Annotated in this window: 22 protein-coding genes, 1 tRNA gene and 1 pseudogene; 12 read left to right on the top strand and 12 right to left on the bottom strand. The window is 66.0% G+C overall.

Annotation, left to right across the window (positions count from 1 at the left end; genetic code table 11):
* The first annotated feature begins 47 nt into the window (after nucleotides 1-47).
* Both glk and eda read left to right on the top strand, forming a co-directional pair.
* Nucleotides 48-1,016 (top strand): glucokinase, encoded by a 969-nt coding sequence (glk, locus tag E2E30_RS05725; protein ID WP_133188044.1) that lies wholly within the window; start codon nucleotides 48-50, stop codon nucleotides 1,014-1,016.
* A complete protein-coding gene (gene eda, locus E2E30_RS05720; protein WP_133188042.1) occupies nucleotides 1,013-1,624 on the top strand; it encodes a bifunctional 4-hydroxy-2-oxoglutarate aldolase/2-dehydro-3-deoxy-phosphogluconate aldolase in 612 nt (203 codons plus the stop codon). Before glk ends, eda begins: the two co-directional genes overlap by 4 nt.
* Before the next feature lie 160 nt (nucleotides 1,625-1,784).
* Here eda and mltG read toward each other — a convergent pair whose 3' ends face one another.
* From mltG to fabD, 6 genes are all read right to left on the bottom strand, one after another.
* A complete protein-coding gene (gene mltG, locus E2E30_RS05715; RefSeq protein WP_133188040.1) occupies nucleotides 1,785-2,750 on the bottom strand; it encodes an endolytic transglycosylase MltG in 966 nt (321 codons plus the stop codon).
* Nucleotides 2,751-2,825: 75 nt separating this feature from the next.
* Complete coding sequence (gene fabF, locus E2E30_RS05710) at nucleotides 2,826-4,085, bottom strand: beta-ketoacyl-ACP synthase II (RefSeq protein WP_133188038.1); 1,260 nt, start codon at nucleotides 4,083-4,085, stop codon at nucleotides 2,826-2,828.
* A 123-nt stretch (nucleotides 4,086-4,208) separates the two neighbouring features.
* On the bottom strand, nucleotides 4,209-4,445 hold the full coding sequence (locus tag E2E30_RS05705; RefSeq protein WP_010186338.1) for an acyl carrier protein: 237 nt from the start codon (nucleotides 4,443-4,445) through the stop codon (nucleotides 4,209-4,211).
* 94 nt (nucleotides 4,446-4,539) lie between these two features.
* Nucleotides 4,540-5,280 carry a 3-oxoacyl-[acyl-carrier-protein] reductase gene (gene fabG / locus E2E30_RS05700; protein WP_133188036.1) on the bottom strand — a complete coding sequence of 247 codons (741 nt, stop codon included), beginning with the start codon at nucleotides 5,278-5,280 and terminating at the stop codon, nucleotides 4,540-4,542.
* 3 nt (nucleotides 5,281-5,283) lie between these two features.
* Complete coding sequence (locus tag E2E30_RS05695) at nucleotides 5,284-5,718, bottom strand: GxxExxY protein (protein WP_133188034.1); 435 nt, start codon at nucleotides 5,716-5,718, stop codon at nucleotides 5,284-5,286.
* Between the two features lie 42 nt (nucleotides 5,719-5,760).
* Nucleotides 5,761-6,696: an ACP S-malonyltransferase gene (fabD, locus tag E2E30_RS05690; RefSeq protein ID WP_133188032.1), complete on the bottom strand. Its 936-nt coding sequence runs from the start codon at nucleotides 6,694-6,696 to the stop codon at nucleotides 5,761-5,763.
* A 219-nt stretch (nucleotides 6,697-6,915) separates the two neighbouring features.
* Between fabD and E2E30_RS05685 the strand changes: the two genes are divergently transcribed.
* The 4 genes from E2E30_RS05685 (at nucleotide 6,916) to rplI (ending at nucleotide 8,759) form a co-directional block, all read left to right on the top strand.
* Entirely contained in the window at nucleotides 6,916-7,287 is a 372-nt protein-coding gene (locus tag E2E30_RS05685; RefSeq protein WP_133188030.1) for an RcnB family protein, read from the top strand.
* 186 nt (nucleotides 7,288-7,473) lie between these two features.
* A complete protein-coding gene (gene rpsF / locus E2E30_RS05680; protein WP_133188028.1) occupies nucleotides 7,474-7,908 on the top strand; it encodes a 30S ribosomal protein S6 in 435 nt (144 codons plus the stop codon).
* Nucleotides 7,909-7,922: 14 nt separating this feature from the next.
* Complete coding sequence (gene rpsR / locus E2E30_RS05675; RefSeq protein WP_010186331.1) at nucleotides 7,923-8,147, top strand: 30S ribosomal protein S18; 225 nt, start codon at nucleotides 7,923-7,925, stop codon at nucleotides 8,145-8,147.
* Between the two features lie 12 nt (nucleotides 8,148-8,159).
* Nucleotides 8,160-8,759, top strand: coding sequence for a 50S ribosomal protein L9 (gene rplI, locus E2E30_RS05670; RefSeq protein WP_133188026.1), 600 nt, complete (start codon nucleotides 8,160-8,162; stop codon nucleotides 8,757-8,759).
* A 274-nt stretch (nucleotides 8,760-9,033) separates the two neighbouring features.
* Here rplI and E2E30_RS05665 read toward each other — a convergent pair whose 3' ends face one another.
* Entirely contained in the window at nucleotides 9,034-9,414 is a 381-nt protein-coding gene (locus E2E30_RS05665; RefSeq protein WP_133188024.1) for a hypothetical protein, read from the bottom strand.
* A gap of 69 nt (nucleotides 9,415-9,483) precedes the next feature.
* A complete protein-coding gene (gene mutL / locus E2E30_RS05660; protein ID WP_133188022.1) occupies nucleotides 9,484-11,319 on the bottom strand; it encodes a DNA mismatch repair endonuclease MutL in 1,836 nt (611 codons plus the stop codon).
* 160 nt (nucleotides 11,320-11,479) lie between these two features.
* On the opposite strand from mutL, the gene E2E30_RS05655 reads away from it, so the two are divergent.
* From E2E30_RS05655 to E2E30_RS05630, 6 genes are all read left to right on the top strand, one after another.
* Nucleotides 11,480-12,526 (top strand): rod shape-determining protein, encoded by a 1,047-nt coding sequence (locus E2E30_RS05655; RefSeq protein WP_010186326.1) that lies wholly within the window; start codon nucleotides 11,480-11,482, stop codon nucleotides 12,524-12,526.
* A gap of 120 nt (nucleotides 12,527-12,646) precedes the next feature.
* Nucleotides 12,647-13,564 carry a rod shape-determining protein MreC gene (gene mreC / locus E2E30_RS05650; protein ID WP_133188020.1) on the top strand — a complete coding sequence of 306 codons (918 nt, stop codon included), beginning with the start codon at nucleotides 12,647-12,649 and terminating at the stop codon, nucleotides 13,562-13,564.
* A 7-nt stretch (nucleotides 13,565-13,571) separates the two neighbouring features.
* Complete coding sequence (gene mreD, locus E2E30_RS05645) at nucleotides 13,572-14,081, top strand: rod shape-determining protein MreD (protein ID WP_133188018.1); 510 nt, start codon at nucleotides 13,572-13,574, stop codon at nucleotides 14,079-14,081.
* Between the two features lie 77 nt (nucleotides 14,082-14,158).
* Nucleotides 14,159-16,183 carry a penicillin-binding protein 2 gene (gene mrdA, locus E2E30_RS05640; RefSeq protein ID WP_443018400.1) on the top strand — a complete coding sequence of 675 codons (2,025 nt, stop codon included), beginning with the start codon at nucleotides 14,159-14,161 and terminating at the stop codon, nucleotides 16,181-16,183.
* Complete coding sequence (rodA, locus tag E2E30_RS05635; RefSeq protein ID WP_133188014.1) at nucleotides 16,180-17,298, top strand: rod shape-determining protein RodA; 1,119 nt, start codon at nucleotides 16,180-16,182, stop codon at nucleotides 17,296-17,298. Before mrdA ends, rodA begins: the two co-directional genes overlap by 4 nt.
* A gap of 109 nt (nucleotides 17,299-17,407) precedes the next feature.
* Nucleotides 17,408-17,483 (top strand) — tRNA-Lys (locus E2E30_RS05630).
* Nucleotides 17,484-17,867: 384 nt separating this feature from the next.
* On the opposite strand, the gene E2E30_RS05625 is transcribed toward E2E30_RS05630, so the two are convergent.
* The 4 genes and pseudogenes from E2E30_RS05625 to E2E30_RS05610 all read right to left on the bottom strand — a co-directional run.
* Nucleotides 17,868-18,842 carry a DUF2891 domain-containing protein gene (locus E2E30_RS05625; protein WP_133188012.1) on the bottom strand — a complete coding sequence of 325 codons (975 nt, stop codon included), beginning with the start codon at nucleotides 18,840-18,842 and terminating at the stop codon, nucleotides 17,868-17,870.
* Nucleotides 18,842-19,783: a DUF979 domain-containing protein gene (locus E2E30_RS05620; RefSeq protein ID WP_133188010.1), complete on the bottom strand. Its 942-nt coding sequence runs from the start codon at nucleotides 19,781-19,783 to the stop codon at nucleotides 18,842-18,844. The genes E2E30_RS05625 and E2E30_RS05620 overlap by 1 nt, the downstream gene beginning before the upstream one ends.
* Nucleotides 19,780-20,433 carry a DUF969 domain-containing protein gene (locus E2E30_RS05615; RefSeq protein WP_133188008.1) on the bottom strand — a complete coding sequence of 218 codons (654 nt, stop codon included), beginning with the start codon at nucleotides 20,431-20,433 and terminating at the stop codon, nucleotides 19,780-19,782. The genes E2E30_RS05620 and E2E30_RS05615 overlap by 4 nt, the downstream gene beginning before the upstream one ends.
* Nucleotides 20,434-21,312 (bottom strand): annotated as a pseudogene (locus E2E30_RS05610) (hydantoinase B/oxoprolinase family protein); the annotation flags it as partial.
* Between the last annotated feature and the right edge of the window lie 8 nt (nucleotides 21,313-21,320).

Below are 21,320 nucleotides of genomic sequence, written 5' to 3'. Positions count from 1 at the left end.
CGCCAACGCAGCAGCGCGCACGATGCGAGATATTGGAGGGGATTAGAATGGAAGTCGTTTCGGTCGATATCGGCGGCACGCATGCGCGCTTCGCGATTGCGGAGGTCGATACGGGCCGCGTCGTCACGCTCGGCGAGCCGGTCACGCTCAAGACCGCCGAATATGCCGGTTTCCAGACCGCCTGGGAGGCGTTCGGCCAGCAGATCGGCCGCCCGCTGCCGCGTGCCGCCGCGATCGCGGTCGCCTCGCCGATCAGCGGCGACGTGATCAAGCTGACCAACAACCCCTGGGTGATCCGCCCGCCGCTGATCAAGGAACGGCTCCACGTCGACGACTTCGTGCTGATCAACGATTTCGGCGCGGTCGGCCAGGCTGTCGCACAAGTCGATCATGGCGATTTCCTGCATCTGTGCGGTCCCGACATACCCTTCCCCGAGCACGGCGTGATCACCGTCTGCGGGCCCGGCACCGGGCTCGGCGTCGCGCAAGTGCTGCGCACGCCCGAGCGCTATCACGTGCTCGAAACCGAAGGCGGGCATATCGACTTCGCGCCGCTCGATGCGATCGAGGATGCGATGGTGAAGCGGCTGCGCACCGCCTATACGCGTGTGTCGGCCGAGCGCGTCGTCTCGGGCCCCGGCATCGTCGCGATCTACGAGACGCTCGCGCATATCGAGCATCGTTCGATCACGCGGCTCGACGACAAGGCGATCTGGAGTTCGGCGCTCGACGAGGGCGACAGCCTTGCGGTCGCGGCGCTCGATCGCTTCTGCATGGCGCTCGGTGCAGTCGCGGGCGATCTCGCGCTGGCGCATGGCTCGAACGCCGTCGTCATCGCGGGCGGGCTCGGGCTGCGGCTCAAGGACCATATCCGCAAATCGGGCTTTGCCGAACGCTTCACCGCCAAGGGCCGCTTCCAGGGCCGGATGGCGGCGATCCCGGTCAAGCTCATCACCTATCCGCAGCCCGGCCTGTTCGGCGCGGCTGCCGCCTTTGCCCAGGAGCATACGCTATGACGACCATCACCGACATCATGCGCACCAGCGCCGTCATCCCCGTGCTGGTGATCGACGATGCCGCGACCGCGCGCCCGCTTGCCGAGGCGCTCGTCGCTGGCGGCCTGAAGGTGCTCGAAGTCACGCTGCGCACTCCCGCCGCGCTCGAGGCGATCGCCGAGATGAAGAAGGTGCCGGGCGCGATCGTCGGTGCGGGCACCGTCGTCAATCCCGATCAGTTCAAGCAGGCGGTCGATGCCGGCGCCGAGTTCATCGTCTCGCCCGGCCTGACCGAGCGCCTCGCCAAGCCGATCATCGCGAGCGGCGTGCCGTTCCTGCCGGGCATCGCAAATGCCGCCGACATCATGACCGGGCTCGACCTCGGCCTTACCAACTTCAAATTCTTCCCGGCCGAGGCGAATGGCGGGTTGAAGGCACTCAAGGCGCTGGCCGCGCCCTTCTACCAGTGCAGCTTTTGCCCGACCGGCGGCATAACCGAAGCAAGCGCGCCCGAGTGGCTGAGCTTCAAGCCGGTGCTGTGCGTCGGCGGCAGCTGGGTCACGCCCAAGGGCGCGACGATGGAAGAAGTCGAGGCGATCGCGCGGGCTGCGAGCGGGTTGCGCGGGTAAGACCTCCCCACCTTACCGTCACCCCGGCCTTGTGCCGGGGTCCACCGCGATGGGCGATCTGCGCATGCAGGATGTGCGGCCCGGTAGACCCCGGCACAAGGCCGGGGTGACGTCTTGAGTGGCAGAGGGCGATCGTCGACAGGCTCGCGCCGCCCCCCCGCTAGATCCCGTGCGCCGCGCGATACGCGCGCCACTTCACGACATTGGCGTTATGCTGTTCGAGCGTGTCGGCAAACACATGCCCGCCCGACCCGTCCGCCACGAAATACAGCGCGTTCGACTTGGCGGGGTTGAGCACCGCATCGATCGACGCGCGCCCAGGGTTGCAGATCGGCCCGACCGGCAGCCCGACCATCGCATAGGTGTTGTACGCGTTCACCGCATGCACCTCGGAGAGCAGGATCTTGCGTCCGAGCGGACGCCCCTTGGTGATCGGATAGATGATCGTCGGGTCGGCCTGCAGCATCATCCCGCGCTTCAACCGGTTCGAATAGACCGCCGCAACCATCGCACGCTCGCTTGGCTTGCCGGTTTCCTTCTCGACGATCGAGGCGAGGATCAACGCTTGCTCGGGCGTCGTCACGGCGAGCCCCGGCGCGCGCTTCGCCCAGGCGGCGGCGAGGTAGCGTTTGCGTACGTTCTGCATCCGCTTGAGGATGAAGCTGCGCTCGTCGCCGCGCTGAAAGGCATAGCTGTCGGGCAGCACGCTGCCCTCGGGCGGTACCTCGACGCTGCCTTTTAGCTCGGTCGCGCGGTCGAGGGCGTCCTTGACCATTACCGCGGGCCACCCTTCCGGGATCGTCACGAAACGCTGGATCGTCTTGGTGCCCTGCAACACCTTGAGGATATCGGCCTGGCTGAGATGCGCCGGGATGCGATATTCGCCCGCCTTGATCGGCGAGTCCGCCCCGAAGACCTTGGCGAACATGCGGAAACGGCTCGCCGACGCGATCGCGCCCGATTTCTCGAGCTCGACCGAGGCCGCTGCCAGACTGCTGCCCGGCGCGATCTGTACGCTGATCGGACGCGCGAGCGGCCCGCGGCCGCCCCACATCTGCACGACGATCAGCAACACGGCGACCGCCGCCAGGCCGATCAGCAGTCCCAGGCACCCGACCTTGCGCATGGCGCTATCCTTGCTCCGGGTTGAACCGCGCGCCGGCCGCCGCGCGCCGCGTTTGGGCGGACGCACGGCGCGTCGTCACATCGCGCGCAGGACGAGGCTCGCATTCGTCCCGCCGAAGCCGAACGAATTGTTGAGCACCGCCTTGACCGACCGCTTCTTGGCGACATGCGGCACGAGGTCGACGCCCACGCAATTGTCGCTCGGATTGTCGAGGTTGAGCGTCGGCGGGACGATCTGGTCGCGCATCGCGAGGATGCAGAAGATGCTCTCGACTGCGCCCGCGCCGCCGAGCAGATGCCCGATCGCCGACTTGGTCGAGCTCATCGACATCGTCTTGATATTGTCGCCGAACAGGCGGCGCACTGCGTTCAGCTCGAGCTCGTCGCCGAGCGGGGTCGAGGTGCCGTGCGCGTTGATGTAATCGATGTCCGAGAGCTCGAGACCCGACTTGCGCATCGCCATTTCCATCGACCGGAACGCGCCCGAACCCTCGGGGTGCGGCGCGGTGACGTGATAGGCGTCGCCCGACAGGCCATAGCCGATCACCTCGGCATAGATCTTCGCGCCGCGTGCCTTGGCATGCTCATATTCCTCGAGGCAGACGACGCCTGCGCCCTCGCCCATCACGAAGCCGTCGCGGTCCTTGTCGTACGGGCGGCTGCCCTTTTCGGGCGTCGCGTTGAAATTGGTCGAGAGCGCGCGCGCCTGCGAGAAGCCAGCGATGCCCAGCGGGCAGATCGCGCCCTCGGCGCCGCCCGCGAGCATCACGTCGGCATCGTCCATCGCGATCATCCGCGCGGCGTCGCCGATCGAATGCGCGCCGGTCGAGCAAGCGGTGACGACGGCGTGGTTGGGGCCCATCAAGCCGTATTTGATCTGCACCTGGCCGGTGATGAGGTTGATGAGGCGACCATGGACGAAGTGCGGGCTGACGCGACGCGGGCCCTTTTCGTGCAACACGATCGATTCGCTGGCGATTCCCGGCAGGCCGCCGATGCCGGCGCCGATCGAGCAGCCGGCGCGATATTTCTGCTCGAGCGTCATGTCGAGCAGTCCGGCATCCTCGAGCGCCTGGCCGGCGGCATCGATGCCGTAGATGATGAACGGATCGACCTGGCGCTGGACCTTGTGGTCGACGCGCTTGTTGGGGTCGAAGCCATAGGGATGGTCGGCGGGCTTGACCTCGCACGCGATCGTGCAGGCATAATCGGTCGCGTCGAAGCGCGTGATCGTCCCCGCGCCCGATTTCGCCGCGAGGATATTCGCCCAGGCGGTTTCGACATCGGCGCCGAGCGGCGTCACGAGCCCCAGTCCGGTTACGACAACACGCCGCATGGCCATCTCCGTGTAAATTCTAGATCTTCGTAAATGGGAACGGCCCCCCACCCCCGGTCATTGCCCTGGGACGGGGAGCCGTTCCTGTACATCAGCCGTGCGGCCGCGCTAAAAGCGCTAGGCTCAGCTCTTGTGCTCGTCGATGAAGGTGATCGCGTCCTTCACGGTCGTGATCTTCTCGGCGGCATCGTCGGGGATCTCGACTTCGAATTCCTCTTCGAAGGCCATGACGAGCTCGACGATGTCGAGGCTGTCCGCGCCCAGATCGTCGATGAAGCTCGCGTCTTCGGTCACCTTGTCGGCTTCAACGCCGAGATGCTCGACGACGATTTTCTTAACGCGGTCTGCGGTCTCGCTCATGTGTATCGTCCCTCTATCGATGGGGGTGTTGGAATTCCTGAACGCACGTAGAACGCGCGTCCGAGGCTTGCAAGTAGGGACACTCAGATCCCCTTTAGATCATGGCCATGCCGCCGTTGACGTGCAGCGTCTGTCCGGTGACATAGCCCGCCTCGCGGCTCGAGAGATAGACCACTGCCGCGCCGATGTCTGCCCCCGCGCCCATTTTTCCCATGGGAATGCGGGCGTTGAGCGCATCTTTCTGAGCATCGGGCAGCGTTTCGGTCATCGGCGAGGCGATGAAACCGGGCGCGACGCAGTTGACGGTGATGCCGCGGCTGGCGAGCTCCTGCGCGAGCGCCTTCGACATTGCGGTGAGCGCGCCCTTCGACGCGGCATAGTTCGCCTGGCCCGGATTTCCGGTCGTCCCGACGACCGAAGTGATCGACACGATTCGCCCGAAGCGCGCCTTCATCATCGGCCGCGCCGCCGCTCGCGCGAGGCGGAAGGCGGCCTCGAGATTGACGCGGATCACCTGATCCCACTCGTCGTCCTTCATCCGCATCACGAGATTGTCGCGCGTGATGCCGCCATTGTTGACGAGGATGTCGAGCTTGCCGCCAAGCGCCTCGACCGCCGCAGGCACGAGCGCATCGACTGCGGCACCATCCGACAGATCGCACGGCAGCGCGACATGCTCGCCGCCGAGGCTGTCGCGAAACGCCTCGAGCTTGGCGACGTTGGAGCCCGAAACCGCGAGCCGCGCACCCTGCGCGGCAAGCGCCTGAGCGATCGCCGAGCCGATCCCGCCGGAGGCCCCGGTCACGAGCGCGGTCATGCCTGTTAGGTCGAACATCTCTTAATCTCCACGGTTGATTGGTTCGCGCAGAGGCGCAGAGGACGCAGAGGTGTTGTTGTTCACCAATCTGCGTATTCCCTCCTTGAGCGTATCTCCGCCGAAATTGATAAGCAGCCCGACAGGCTGCTTTGTGAGTCTCAGATAGGTCAGCAGTTGCTTTGCATGGACAGGCAGCAATCGCTCGATCGATTTGATTTCGACGACCAATCGCTGATCGACCATCAAGTCGATCTTGAATGCGCCTTCGAACCGCATGCCGTCGAAATCAATGTCGATCGGCTGCTGTCTCGCGACGGCGTATCCCATCTTTGCCAGCCGCCCTGCCATCAAAGCCTCATAGACGCTTTCCATGAGACCGAGACCGGGACCGAGATCGCGATGCAAACGCACCGCAACGTTCAGCACGTCACCACTGATCTCGTCGATGTCCCGCACCTCTTCTCCGCGTCTCCGCGTCTCCGCGTGAACAACCCCTTCTTAAAGCACCTTAACCAAAGCCTCGACATCGTCCATCGTCACCACGCTGACCGCCTCGACATCGCCCGCGATCCGCTTGACCATCGGCGTCAGCACCTTGCCGCCGAATTCGACGAAGCGCTCGACGCCTGCCGCCTGCAGCGCCAGCACCGATTCGCGCCAGCGCACCATGCCGGTCACCTGCTCGACCAGCAGCCGGCGGATGGTATCGGGGTCGCCGACCGGCGCCGCCGTGACATTGGCGAACAGCGGCACGAGCGGGGCATCGATCCGCGCTTCGGCGAGCGCCTTCTCCATCGCATCGGCGGCAGGCTGCATCAGCGGGCAGTGAAACGGCGCCGACACCGGCAGCAAGACCGCGCGCTTTGCGCCCATTTCCTTGGCAAGCGCGATCGCACGCTCGATCGCGCCGCGATGCCCTGAGATCACCACCTGCGACGGATCATTGTCATTGGCGACGGTGCACACCTCGCCTTCGGCCGCCGCCTCGGCAATCGCGCGCGCCTTGTCGACGTCGGCGCCGAGCAGCGCCGCCATCGCGCCGATGCCGACCGGCACCGCCGCCTGCATCGCCTGGCCGCGCAGCTTGAGCAGCTTGGCAGTCGTCGCCAGATCGATCGCTCCCGCGGCGCACAATGCGCTATATTCGCCGAGCGAATGGCCTGCGACATAATCGGCCTTGTCGGCAAGCCGCACGCCGCCCTCCTCTTCCAGCACGCGCAGCGTCGCGATGGCGTTGGCCATGATCGCGGGCTGGGCATTCTCGGTCAGCTGCAGCTGGTCCTCGGGACCATCACACATCAACCGGAAGAGATGCTGACCGAGCGCATCGTCGACTTCCTGGAACACGGCGCGCGCAACCGCACTGGCTTCGGCGAGAGCCTTGCCCATGCCGACCGACTGACTGCCCTGCCCCGGGAAGATAAACGCACGCATCATGATACTCCTTTGCCCGGGCGGTTAGGCGCTCGGCCAAAGCCTCGTCAAGAACCGGGCGGGCAACATCCACGGCAGCGACCAAGCTGAACGGGACCGTTCCGACCGGGACACTTTGCGACCATTTCGGGTTCTGGTCGTCACGGATGCGCGACAAACGCTTCCTAGATTGGGTTCGACGCCGGGAGTTAAGGCGCCGTCCGAAACAAGGAGTTCATCATGAACAAGATCATTCTCGCAGCCCTCGCTGCATCGTCGATTCTGAGCCCGCTTGCCGCAACCGGCGCATCGGCCCAGCAGCGCGACGAGCGCCGCACCACGGTGATCCGTCAGCAGCCCAACGGCCGCACCGTCGTTACAGAGCGTCGCGTCGTCCGGCCGCAGCAAGCTCGTCGCTGGGCGCGCGGCCAGCGCTTCGATCGCCGCTATGCCAACAACTATCAGGAAATCCGCGATTGGCGCCAGTATCGCGGCCGTCGCCTCTACGCCCCGCCGCGCGGCTATCACTGGGTGCGCTCGGGGAACGACGCAGTCCTCGTCGCACTCAGCGGCGGCCTGATCGGCGCTGTGCTTGGCGGTGCGTTCAACTAAGACCCGCGAACCGGCGCGGGAGGCTTGCCTTCCGCGCCGATTTCGCTATGGCACACCGATCGGGGTGGAGAGCGCACGCTTTCCGCCCCGGTTGCTATTGAAGACGCCAATTTACTGAAGATAGCCGGAGGGGCGTCTCGCATGGTGCGGGCGTCAGCGATCGGCCAAGAATGAAAGACGAGACACATGGCTCTATACGAGCACGTGTTCCTTGCGCGCCAGGATCTGGCACAGGCGCAGGTGGACGCTCTGGCGGAAATCGCCACCAAGATTGTCAACGACAACGAAGGTCGGGTCGTCAAGACCGAGAATTGGGGTCTGCGCAGCCTCGCGTACAAGATCGCGAAGAACCGCAAGGCGCATTACGTCATGCTCGAGATCGATGCCCCGGGCAACGTGATCGCCGAGCTGGAGCGCCAGACGCAGATCAACGAAGACATCATCCGCTACATGACCGTCAAGATCGATGCCTCGGAAGAAGGCCCGAGCGTCATGATGCGCAAGTCGGACCGCGACCGTGAGCGTCGTGGTGATCGCGAAGGCGGCCGTGAAGGCCGTGGCGATCGTCCCGACCGTGGTGATCGTGAAGATCGCCCCCGCCGCAGCTTCGACGGCGAATAAGGGAGTTATAGACAATGGCACGCCCATTTTTCCGCCGCCGCAAGTCCTGCCCGTTCTCGGCCAAGGATGCCCCCCGGATCGACTATAAGGACGTCCGGTTGCTCCAGGGCTTCGTCTCCGAGCGTGGCAAGATCGTTCCCAGCCGCATCACTTCGGTGAGCGGCAAGAAGCAGCGTGAGCTCGCCCAGGCGATCAAGCGTTCGCGCCATCTGGGCCTGCTGCCCTACATCGTTAAGTAAGGGGCCCAACAGATGGATATCATCCTGCTGGAACGCGTCGAGAAGCTCGGCAACATCGGCGACGTCGTCAAGGTGAAGGACGGGTTCGCCCGCAACTTCCTCCTGCCGAACAAGAAGGCGCTGCGTTCGAACGAAGCCAACCGCAAGGTCTTCGAGAAGAACCGCGAGAAGATCGTGGCCGACAACGCTGTGAAGCGCACCGAGGCCGAGGTCGAAGCCAAGACGATCGACGGCATCACGCTGACGCTGATCCGTCAGTCGTCGAACACCGGTCAGCTCTACGGTTCGGTCGCGGTTCGCGATTTGATCGACGGGCTCGAGGCCGAAGGCCACAAGGTGCCGAAGTCGGCGATCGTGCTCAACAAGCCGATCAAGGCGATCGGCCTCTATGAGGTCAAGGTTTCGCTCCACCCGGAAGTGGCCGTGACGATCAAGGTCAATATCGCCCGTTCGCCCGAAGAGGCGAAGATGCAGGCCGATGGCGTCAACGTCATGGAAGCCATGTTCGAAAAGGACGAGGCCGGTTTCGTCGAGGATTACGATCCCAACGCCGAGCCTGGCGCGACCGCCGAAGTGTCGAACACTTCGGACGAGGCGACCGCAGAGGCCTAAGCCTTTGCAGCGTCTGTCGACAAAAAAAGGGCCGTCCGGAGCAATCCGGGCGGCCCTTTTCTTGGTCTCCGCCCCGGGGAGAGGGGGCTGGAGCGGAGCGGGTTTAGCCTGTCACCGCGCACGCGCCGACGAGCGCTGCGAACGGGATTAGGGCGAGGACAACCGGGAGAACTTTGGCCATTGGGCGAATCGCTTTGCTGAACTGTTTTGCAGGGGTTGCCTCTAGAATGCGCGACCCCGGCAAAGGTTCAGCTTTTGGAAAGCTTTCTTGCTTTCACCCTGGTGTCGAGGCGCCGCCGGGCTCGACACCCGACAGCACCCAGCGCAACGCCTCGTCATAGGTCGAAGTGAAGCGGGTGAAGGGCTGCGAGAAGATCCGGCGGACCTGCAGCCGCGCGAGCATCGCGCCCGTGACGATCGCGATCGCGCGGACGCGCTGCATCTTCGTCAGATGTTCGCCCATCGCGGCGATCATCTCCTGCGACTGGATCGGACACTGCGCGATGTCGAGGATCAGCGCATAGCTTGCCAGGCGCGCCTCCGTGATCTGCGCGATCGGCTCGGACACGAGCCGCGCACTATCGGCAACATCGAGCATCGCGCGCATCTCGATCTTGACCAGCGCATGACCGCGATCGACCGTGATCTTGTACATCCTCGCCTCCGGGGCGAGCGGTAGCAGACTAAGCGTTGAAAAGCGGTTGATGCGCGGCGGGCCGACCCGCTATTTGCGGCCGAACAGCTTCTCGATATCGCCATGCGCGAGCTTCACCCAGGTCGGCCGTCCGTGGTTGCACTGCCCAGAATGCGGGGTGACTTCCATTTCGCGGAGGAGCGCGTTCATCTCGGCAACCGACAGGATCCGCCCGGCGCGGACCGAGCCGTGGCACGCCATCGTCGCTGCGACATGGTCGAGCCGTTCGCGCAGCGACAGCGCCTCGTCGAACGCGGCGAGTTCGTCGGCGAGATCGGTGACGAGCCCGGTCACGTCGCTCTGCCCGAGCATCGCGGGCACGCCGCGCACCAGCATCGCATGCGGGCCGAAGCGGTCGAGATCGAGGCCGAATTCGCTGAGCTCGGCCGCGCGCGCTTCGAGCCGATCGCACGCGGGTTCGTCGAGTTCGATCACTTCGGGGAGGAGCAGCGCCTGCGAGGAGACGCCGCCGCTCGCCATCGCCTTGCGCATGCGTTCGAGCACGAGCCGTTCGTGCGCGGCGTGCTGATCGACGAGGATCAGCCCGTCTGGGCTTTCGGCGACGATATAGGTTTTCGCGACTTGGCCGCGGGCGACGCCGAGCGGGAAGTCGATCGTTTCGGGCGGTGGTGCGTAGGCGGGTTCGGCGCGCGCCTGCGGCGGCGGGGTGAAGACACTGCGGCGCTCGTTGAGCGCGTACGAACGCTGATCCAGTGAAAGCCGCTCCCCTTCAGGGGAGGGGTTGGGGGTGGGGACGGCTGACCAAAAAGCAGGCGCCTCGTCTTGTGGCACACGGCCCCACCCCAACCCCTCCCCTGAAGGGGAAGGGCTTTGCTCTTGCGTCCAGGCAGCTAGCGCGCTTTCGGGGGCCGACTGGCTGCGATGTCCCGCCTCGTCCAAGGCCCGCCGCAAGCCACTGACGATCAGTCCGCGCACCATCGCCGGATCACGAAACCGCACCTCTGTCTTCGCCGGATGGACGTTGACATCGACCGCGTCGGGCGGAACGTCGAGAAACAGCGCCACCACGGCATGCCGGTCGCGCGGCATCATCTCGGCATACGCCCCGCGAATCGCGCCGATCAGCAGCCGATCCTTCACCGGCCGCCCGTTGACGAACAGATATTGATGGTCCGCGACGCCGCGGTTGAAGGTCGGCAGCCCGGCGATCCCGCCCAGCCCGATCCCCTCGCGGACGAAATCGATCCCCACCCCATTGTCGACCAGCCCGCGATCGGTCAGCGCAGCGACGCGGTCGGGGAGCGTCTCGCCGCCGGTCACGCCGAGCGAGCGCCGCCCGTCATGCTCGACCGAGAAGCCGATATCGGGCCGCGCCATCGCGAGCCGCTTGACCACGTCGAGGCACGCGGCGAATTCGCTGCGCGGCGAGCGCAGGAACTTGCGCCGCGCGGGTACGCGCCCGAAGAGGCCCTCGACACGCACGCGCGTCCCCGGGGGAATCGCCGCCGGTCCTTCCGATACGACCACGCCATTGTCGACCACCCGCGCCCAGCCCTCTTCACCGCGCACGCGGCTCTCGAGTGTCATCCGCGCGACGCTCGCGATCGAGGGCAACGCCTCGCCGCGAAAACCGAGCGTGCTGACGTTTTCGATTGCCTCGTCGGGAAGCTTCGAAGTGGCGTGCCGCTCGAGCGCGAGCGCCATGTCTTCGGGCGTCATGCCGCAGCCGTCGTCGGTTACCTCGACAAGGTCGGTTCCCCCGCCCGCCAGGCGCACAGCGATGCGCGTCGCGCCGGCGTCGACCGCATTTTCGACCAGCTCCTTCAACGCGCTGGCGGGCCTTTCGACCACTTCACCGGCAGCGATACGATTGACGAGATGTTCGGGCAGGCGGCGTATTGACATGGTGCAGGCTCTAGCCCAATCGCAGGCCTCCCGCGACCCGCATTCCACCACGTATCAGAGCGGTTTCACCGCCGCGCTGAACGCCTTGGTTGTAAGCGACGTCACGATATTGTGCGACCTGTCGGCAGTTCACTAAGTCCGGCGTGAAACGGAACGATCCATGGGCTTTTTCTCGAATCTCTTCCGCTTTTCCTCCCATGACATGGCGATCGATCTGGGGACCGCCAACACGGTGGTCTATCTGCGCGGCAAGGGCATCGTGCTCAACGAACCGTCGGTCGTCGCGGTCGAAACCTTGAACGGGGTCAAGCGCGTCAAGGCCGTCGGCGACGACGCCAAGCTGATGATGGGCAAGACCCCCGACAGCATCCAGGCGATCCGCCCCTTACGCGACGGCGTCATCGCCGACATCGACGTCGCCGAGCAGATGATCAAGCACTTCATCCACAAGGTGCATGGCGGGCAACGCCGCTTCATGCGCTGGCCGCAGATCGTGATCTGCGTGCCGTCGGGGTCGACCTCGGTCGAGCGCCGCGCGATCCGCGATGCCGCGTCGAACGCCGGTGCCAGCCAGGTCTGGCTGATCGAGGAGCCGATGGCCGCCGCGATCGGCGCCGACATGCCCGTCACCGAGCCGATCGGCTCGATGGTCGTCGACATTGGCGGCGGCACGACCGAAGTCGCCGTGCTTTCGCTGCGCGGCCTTGCTTACACCACTTCGGTGCGCGTCGGCGGCGACAAGATGGACGAGGCGATCGTCTCCTACGTCCGTCGCAACCATAACCTCCTGATCGGCGATGCGACCGCCGAGCGGATCAAGCAGGAAGTCGGCGTCGCCAAGCCGCCGGCGGACGGCATCGGTCTGACGATCCACGTCAAGGGCCGCGATCTCGTCAACGGCGTTCCCAAGGAAATCCAGATCAACCAGGGCCAGATCGCCGAAGCGCTCTCCGAGCCCGTCGGCCAGATCGTCGAGGGCGTCCGCATCGCGCTCGAGAACACTGCGCCCGAGCTCGCCGCCGACATCGTAGACCAGGGCATCGTGCTCACCGGTGGCGGCGCGCTGCTCAAGGGCATCGACGAAGTGCTGCGCGACGAGACCGGCCTGCCCGTCACGATCGCCGACGACCCCCTCACCTGCGTCGCGCTCGGCACCGGCCGCGCGCTCGAGGATCCGGTCTATCGCGGTGTCCTCCACAGCGCGTGACGCGGTGAAGTGAGCGCTTGCGCGGCCTGGGCCGAGGGATTGACCCTACTCAGGGCGCAGCACATCGCGTAAGGCGAAACAAGGTTTTTACTGGCCCTCGGGCTTTTTGATGGGGGTATGATGGCGCCGCCTCGCAATCGGCGTCCGGGGTTTTCGCGGCGGGCGCAATACAGCCTTTTTGCAGGATATGTCGTCGCCGTAGCGGGGTCGCTCGTCGGGGCGGTGCTGCTTGCCTTGTCGACTTTGGACCCCGTCGCCTTTGCAGCACTGCGCGCGAGCGTTGCCGAAGTGAGCACCCCGCTGTCCTCGGGACTGGCGGGCATCGGCCGCGGGATCGGCGCGATTCCCGGCGGGATCGGCAGCTATTTCGCGGTGCACGATCAGAACGCCGCGCTGCGCAAGCAGCTTGCCGCGCAGCATGTGCTGTTCCTGCGCGCGCGCTCGCTCTCCTATGAGAACCGCCGCCTGCTCGCCTTGCTCCAAGTCCGCGAGCGGGTATCGGATCCCGTCGTCACCGCGCGGCTCGTCAGCTCGTCGGCGTCGAGCACGCGCCGCGTTGCCGTGCTCAACGCTGGATCGTGGCAGGGCGTCGCAAGCGGCCAGCCGGTGCGCGGGCCCGAGGGGCTGATCGGCCGTGTGCTCGAGTCCGGGCCGAACAGCGCGCGCGTGCTCTTGCTGAGCGACCCGGAAAGCGTCGTGCCGGTGCGTCGCACGCGCGACGGCGTGCCCGCGCTCGCGACCGGACGCGGCGACGGGCTGATCGACGTCAAGTCGGTCGCTTCGGCGACGACCGATTTCGCGCCGGGCGATGTGTTCGTGACCTCGGGAACAGGCGGCATCTATCCGCCCGACGTCCCCGTCGCGCGCGTCCTGCGACGTGGACGAGATGCCTCGATCGCGCGCGCGTTCACGCAGGCCGATACGGTCGATTATGCGCTCGTCCAGCGCGCTTTCATGCCGCCCGCGCCGCCGATCCCAGTCCCCGCGCCGCAGCCCAAGGCGACGGCCACGCCGCGGCCGCCCAAGAAGAAGCCGTGAGCGCGCGATGAGGCAAGCCCGCGGCCCCTTCGACGAGGTCCCCGACCAGAGCTTCCGCCGGTTCGTGCCCGCGATGACCGTCGCGATCGGCTCGGCGCTGACGCTGTGGCCGATGGTCGCAAGTTTCCCGGTGCTGCCGCCGTTCGGCTTGTTGATGCTGCTCGGTTGGCGGCTCACGAAACCCGAGAGCCTGCGCATCTGGGCGCCGCTGCCGCTCGGTTTCTTCGATGATCTGCTCAGCGGGCAACCGCTCGGCAACGCGATGCTGTTCTGGACGTTGTGCCTGTTCATGATCGACCTGATCGACCAGCGCATCGTCTATCGCGATTTTTGGCAGGACTGGCTGATCGCGGCGGGCGCGATCGCCTTCTGCCTGCTCCTCGGGCGTCTGGTCGCATCGCCGATCGGCGCGCATGTCGATACCGGGCTGATGCTGCAGATCGCGGTGTCGATCCTGTTGTTCCCGCTGGTGGTCCGGCTGTGCACGCTGCTCGGCGACGACGAGGAGGAGATGTGAGCGGCGGCGCCTTTCGCCCGAGCGGCCGCGTCGCGACCGAGGCGGCGCAAAGCTACAGCTTCTCGCGGCGCACCGTGATGCTCGGCGCGGCGCAGGGCGTGTTCGGCCTTGCGCTCGCCGGGCGGATGACGTGGCTCGCGGTGGTCGAGAACGAGCAATATACGCTCAAGTCGGAGAGCAACCGCGTCAACATGACGCTGGTGCCGCCGCGCCGCGGCTGGATCGTCGATCGCCACGGCGCGCCGATCGCCAACAACCGCACCGATTTCCGCGTCGACATCATCCCCGACCGGCTCGAGAACAAGGACCATGTCCTCGCGCTGCTGCGCGACCTGCTCAAGCTGCCGCCCGAGGAAATGGACCGGCTCGTCGCCGATCTCGAACATGCCGCTGGGTTCCAGCCCGTTCAGGTCGCCGAAAATCTCGACTGGGAGCGCTTTGCCGCGGTCAGCGTGCGGTTGCCCGAGCTGCCCGGCGTCGCCCCGACGCGCGGCTTCTCGCGCAGCTATCCCGCAGGCGCGGCGGTCGCGCATCTGACAGGCTATGTCGGCGCGGCTTCGGCCGAACAATATAAGCAGACGCGCGACCAACTGATGGTCACGCCGGGCTTCAAGCTCGGCAAGGACGGCCTCGAAAAGACGCTCGAGAAGCAGCTGCGCGGCGTCGCCGGGCAGAAGCGTGTCGAGGTCACTGCGCGCGGCAAGCTCGTCGCAGAGCTCGCCACCAGGCCCGATCAGCCCGGTGCGAACGCGCGCCTGACGATCGATGCCGGGCTGCAGGACTATGCCGCACGCCGGCTCGGCACGCAGTCGGGCTCGGTGGTGGTGATCGACTGCCTCACGGGCGAGATGCTCGCGATGGTGTCGATGCCAGCCTATGATCCCAACAATTTCTCCGACGGGATCAGCCATCTCGAATGGAAGATGCTGTCGGAAAACGACCACGTGCCCTTGATGAACAAAGTGCTGCAGGGGCTCTACCCGCCGGGCTCGACCGTCAAGCCGATGAACGGGCTCGCGCTGCTCGGTGCGGGCGTGCCGGCGTCGGACCGCGTCGTCTGCTCGGGCGCGCTGCGCGTCGGCACGGGCGTGTTCCATTGCCACAAGAAGAGCGGGCACGGCGCGCTCGATCTCAAGAACGCGATCATGCAGAGCTGCGACATCTATTTCTACGAGATGATCCGCCGGCTCGGCTACGATCATGTCGCCCCGGTCGCGCGGTCGCTCGGGCTCGGGCAGAAGTTCGAGCTGCCGTTCAACAGCCAGCGCTATGGCACCGTCCCCGATACGGCGTGGAAGCTGCGCCGCTACAAGCAGCAATGGACCGTCGCCGATTCGCTCAATGCGTCGATCGGCCAGGGCTATGTGCTCTCCAATCCGCTTCAGCTCGCGGTGATGGCGTCGCGGCTCGCCTCGGGTCGCGCGCTCCAGCCGAGCATCCTTGCGGCGGATGTCCGCCACGGCGCCCCTGCCCTGCCGTTCGCGCCCGAGCATCTCGATACGATCCACCAGGCGATGTGGGGCGTGGTCAATGGCGGCGGGACCGGCGGCGCGGCGCGGATGCTCATTCCGGGCGTCGCGCTTGCGGGCAAGACGGGGACCGCGCAGGTCCGCCGGATCACCATGGCCGAGCGCGCGGGCGGCGTGCTCAAGAATGGCCAACTTCCCTTCAAGATGCGCGATCACGCGCTGTTCCAGGGCTTCGCGCCGCACGACAAGCCGCGCTACGCGATCGCCGTCGTGCTCGAACATGGCGGCCATACCGTGCGCAATCTCGATACGCCCGCGATCGCACGCGACATCATGACATATCTGTTCGATCGCGATCGCGCGATGACGTCGCTGATCGAGGGCGAGGCGACTTGGGGTGGCGACATCCGCACGCGCATGGCGGCCGAGACCGCGGCCTACCGCGCCGCCGCCAACGCGCCGCCGCTCGCGGTCGGCGCGCAGACCGAATTCGGTGCGAGCGCCCCGACCGACGCGCCCGCGGTGCAAGCCGCCGCGGCGGCCGACGTCGCGACCGCAGAAGAGCTCGCCAACACCGCCGCGCACGGCAACACCGTCGCCGAGGACGGCACCACCGAGCGGGATGTCCCATGAGCGGTCTGAGTTTCGTCCCTGCCCCGCTCGCGCAATTGCCGTGGAAGATTCTGCTGCTCGTCCTCGCGATCGGCTGTTTCGATTCGCTCGTGCTCTATTCGGCGGCGGGCGGCAGCATTCGCCCCTGGGCGCTGTCGCAAGGCATCCGCTTCTTCGTCTTCCTCAGCGGCGCGATCGTGCTGTCGCGCATCCCTGAGCGGGTGTGGAGCAATGCCGCGCTCCCTGCTTATGGCGCGCTGTGCGTGATGCTCGTGCTCGTCGAACTCGTCGGTGCGATCCGCGGCGGCGGACAGCGCTGGCTCGATCTCGGGATCGGCTTCCGGCTCCAGCCGTCCGAGCTGATGAAGCCGTGCATCGTGCTGACCTGCGCCAAATTCTACGATCTGCTGCCGCCCAACGAGACGCGGCGCTTCGGCGCGATCTGGCCCGCGGCGCTGCTGATCCTGGTTCCTGCGGCGCTGGTGATGAAGCAACCCGACCTCGGTACCGCATTGATGATCATGATCGGCGGCATCACCGTGATGTTCCTCGCAGGCGTGCCGCTCCGCCTGTTCATCGGCGGCGCGCTCGCGCTCGGCGCGGCGGTTCCGCTCGCGGTCAATTTCGTGCTGCACGGCTATCAGCGCAACCGCATCCTGGTGTTTCTCGACCCCGAAAGCGATCCGCTCGGGATCGGCTACCATATCAGCCAGTCGAAGATCGCGATCGGATCGGGCGGGATCTTCGGCAAAGGCTTCCTCAACGGTACGCAAAGCCATCTCGATTACCTGCCCGAGGGGCATACCGATTTCGCGCTCGCGACGATGATGGAGGAATGGGGGCTGGTCGGCGGCGTGTTGCTGATCATCGCGTTCCTCGTGATCGTGCAATGGGGTCTGTCGACCGCGATGCAGGCGCAATCGCGCTTCGCCAAGCTGACCGCGGCCGGGCTTGCCGCGACGATCTTCTATTATGTTTCGATCAACATGGCGATGGTGATGGGGATGGCGCCGGTGGTCGGCGTGCCGCTGCCGCTGATCAGCAACGGCGGATCGAGCCAGATGACCTTCATGCTGTGCCTCGGGATTCTGATGTCGATCGACCGGACCAATCGCCGTTCGCCGGTGCGCTGGTAGTTTTTTTGCCGCTCTGCACAAAAAGGGTTTGCATCGCGCGGCGACGCTGCTAATCGACCGCCTCCCGCAGCGGTCGCGCCACCAAGCGCCTCGCAGATCGCCGCGATATGGACGCATAGCTCAGTTGGTAGAGCAGCTGACTCTTAATCAGCGGGTCCTTGGTTCGAGCCCAAGTGCGTCCACCATACCTTCATAACGTTAGAGTGATCGGGTGGAGTTGTTTTACCTCGCGGGGTAACGCCACGGGTAACATTTAGGTGTGCAGGTCAGTCGGTTGCGATTGCGGTGGCTGAAGACCAATCGGACCCAATGGCGGACGTCCCGCGCCGCGTCAGCGCTCCCCAAAACCGGCCGTTCGTTCAGATCGGGAGTTTGGAGCGATATACTAGGGGCGTCGGACCACAAGATAGTCGGTCACCCAGCGCATATTAGTTTAGCACGATTGCGCTACATTTTCGGCTGGATAAAGCTGATCTCCGGCAATCCTCTCCCAAGCAGCGCAAGCAGCGGGTTTTACCGCCGTTCCGTTTTACCGGTTTGCGCATCGCGTCGTCGATCAAACCGTTGCGTCAGTCCGTCATCGCAAGAAGCGCGAACGTCGCTAGCCAATGCTCACCCATATAATCGTCCGCGAGATGGGGCAGCGCGGCTTGGAGGTGTGCGTGGGCGATCACGCGGGCCGACGTTGGCTCGGGCAGATCGTCGGCGAGGCGCTGCCAGCACCAAGCCCGCGCGAGGTTCAGGCCGTCGAGATGGGCGAGGCGACCGTCGCTGCGATCGGTGACGACGGCCGGCGTGCGCAAGCAAGCGGTCGGTGCGCCGTAGGGATGCGGCAGGAAGGCGCCGAGCCACGCCAGAAAATCCGCGCCGAGCACGTCCTGCATCAAGACCGCTTCACACAAAGTCGCGGACAGGAAGTCCTCGCCGCTCGGCTCCCATGGGTGCGCCGCGCGGTCCGCACCGAACCAAAGTCTTGATCGCGCCTCGATCACCCCGACAAGGGCCGCGTCATGCGTTCGCGCCCACCGCAACGCGTGAATCAGCGCGAAGGCCGTACTGTCATGCTTGCCGCTACGCACGGGATACAAGAGCTTGGGCAAATAGGCGGCAAAGCGCGCGGCGAAGGCCCGCGCAAGCGGCTCCAGCGCCGCGGCCCATGGCCGATCGGGGCGCAACGCGAGCTCGTCATGCAACGCCAGCAGCCAGCCCCAGCCGTACGGGCGTTCGAACCCGCCGGTCATCGGTCGATCGAGATAGGCGACCTCGCCCGCCACGCGGTGCGGCACCAGCATCCGATCCGCCAACGCTTCGATCGCGGCTGCCTGGTCCATCGTAGGGAACAGGCGGGCGAGCCGCATCACTTGCCACCAGCCATGGACGCAACTGTGCCAATCGAAGCTCCCATGGAAGATCGGGTGCAGCGTCGCGGGGAGCGCGAGATCGGCCGGGCCGTTGAGGACCTGATCGAGCTTGTAAGGCCATTCGCGCGTCAAATGGCCAAGCGTCAGCGTGGCGAACCGCTCGGCGGTGGCAGCATCGAGCATCAGCGAAATCCCAGCCAGTAGAGCAATGCGATATTGACTACCAAGAGCGGCAGCGCGGTCGGCACCTGCGCGCGGATCACCGCGCCCTTGTCTTTCAGGTCGAGCAGGGCGGCGGGCACAAGATTGAAGTTCGCCGCCATCGGCGTCATCAGCGTGCCGCAAAACCCGGCGAGCATGCCGATTGCGGCGATGACTGCCGGGTCGCCGTGATGGCGGCCGATCAGCAGCGGCATCGCGACCGCCGCGAACATCACCGGAAAGGCCGCGAAGGCATTGCCCATCACCATCGTGAAGGCCGCCATGCCAAGCGCGTAGACGAGCACCGCGCCGATCAAGCTGCCCTCGGGGATCGCGGCGCCGGCAATACCGCCGACGACGTGCCCAACACCGGCGAGCGCGAACACCGCGCCGAGGCTCGCCAGCATTTGCGGCAGCACCGCCGCCCAGCCGACACCATCCATCAGCCGCAGCCCCTCGGCAAACGGCGTGGCGGGGCTCGGCCGGAACCAGGCGTACCCGATCGCCAGCGCGAGCAGGACGCCGCACGTGAGGGCCACCAGCGTGATTTGCTTGGGATCGACCAGCGCGGGCATGGCCTTGAAGGCAAGGGTGCCCAGCATAGCCGTCGCGGGAATGACCAGAGCGGGCAGGAACAGCCGATTGCCGCGCGTGGTCGCGTCCGCCTGTCGCTCGACCGCGCCGGTGGTGCCGCGCGCGCCGCGTCCCATCGCTCCAGTGCCCGCGATTGCGACGAGGCCAAGGACGAGGACACCATTCCCGATATCGCCGATCCGGTCACCGATTGTGAAGCTGACCGCAAGCAAGGCGTAGAAACAGGCGCTGCCGAACCGCTTCGGATTGCTGCGATCGGTCGCGCTCAGCCATGCGAACATCGCGAACATCAGCCCGGCAACGGTGTAGATGAAATTCGTGCCGATCATGTGCCACGCGCCAGGCGGCGGTCGAGCCACCACAGGCGGCCCCCATGGATCATCAGCGCCGCGACCGCCGTCGGGATCGCCCAGAGCGACAGATGCAGCGGCTGGATGACGATGCCATAGCCCTCCAGCACTCCCTTCATCAGCAAGATCGATCCAATTGCAATGAAGATATCCTCGCCGAAGAACAGTCCGATATTGTCGGTCGCGGCGGCCAGCGCGGGGATCGCGTCGCCGCCCGGCGCGACGCCTTGCCGCTCCGCCGCCGCCTCGGCCATCGGCGCGACCAGCGGGCGTACGCTCTGCGCCGGTCCGGCGATCGAGGTCAGGCCAAGCGCGGACGTGATCTGCCGGAACACGAGATAGCCGATCAGCAACCGCCCGACCGTCGCGCCCCGCAATGCCGCGATCACGCCGCGCGCGCGCTCCTGCAGGCCATGGCGTTCGAGCAGGCCGATGACGGGCAAGACGATATAAATCGCGCTGACGAAGCGGTTGGCGTTGAACGCCTTGCCGAACGCAGCGAGGATCGCGAGCGGAGCGATTCCCGCGGCAAGGCCGGTGACCAGTGCCGAGACCGCCACGACCAGCAACGGGTTGAAGCGCAACAGGAAGCCCGCGACGATCACCGCGATCCCGGCCAGAACAAGCATTCAATCGCCTCCGAATCCGCCGCCGCCAGGCGTTTCGATGACGAACACGTCTCCCGCCCGCATGTCCACCTTTGCCGTCGATCCGAGGCGATCGATCGATCCGTCGCTGCGCTCGACGCGCGCAGTGCCCACGGCGCCCGCCGACCCGCCATGCAGTCCGAACGGCGGCACGCGGCGGCGATTGGCGAGGATGCAGGCGGTCATATCGGACAGGAACCGAACGCGCCGCAGCCCCCCGTCACCGCCTTTATGCGCCCCTGCACCGCCCGAACCCGGGCGGATCGCGAACGCTTCGAGCAGCACCGGAAAGCGCGTCTCGAAGATTTCGGGGTCGGTCAGGCGGCTGTTGGTCATGTGCGTCTGGATCACCGCCGTGCCGTCATAGCCCGGGCCGGCCCCCGATCCTCCGGCGATCGTCTCGTAGTATTGGTAGGTGGCGTCGCCAAAGGTGAAGTTGTTCATCGTCCCCTGGCTCGCCGCCATTGCCCCCAGCGCCCCGAATAGCGCGTCGGTGACGACCTGGCTGGTCTCGACATTGCCTGCCACCACAGCCGCCGGGAAGCGCGGATTGAGCATCGACCCTTCCGGCACGCGGATCGTCACGCCGCGCAGGCAGCCATCGTTGAGCGGCACCTCGGTGTCGATCAGCACGCGCAGGACGTATAGCACAGCGGCGCGAACGATAGAGACCGGCGCGTTAAAGTTGTTCGGCCGCTGCTCGCTGGTTCCGGCGAAGTCGATCGTCATGGTCCTGCTTGCGCGATCGATCCAGATGGCGACCCTGACGACCGCACCGTCGTCCATCGCATAGGTGAAAGCGCCATCGTCCAGCCGGGCGATCAGGCGGCGCGCCGCGGCATCGGCATTGGCCTGAACATGAGGCGCTG

The sequence above is a fragment of the Sphingomonas sp. AAP5 genome (assembly GCF_004354345.1).
Taxonomy (GTDB): domain Bacteria; phylum Pseudomonadota; class Alphaproteobacteria; order Sphingomonadales; family Sphingomonadaceae; genus Sphingomonas; species Sphingomonas glacialis.
Note: the sequence above shows the minus strand (reverse complement) of the source record. Positions and strands in the feature narration are given on the sequence as shown.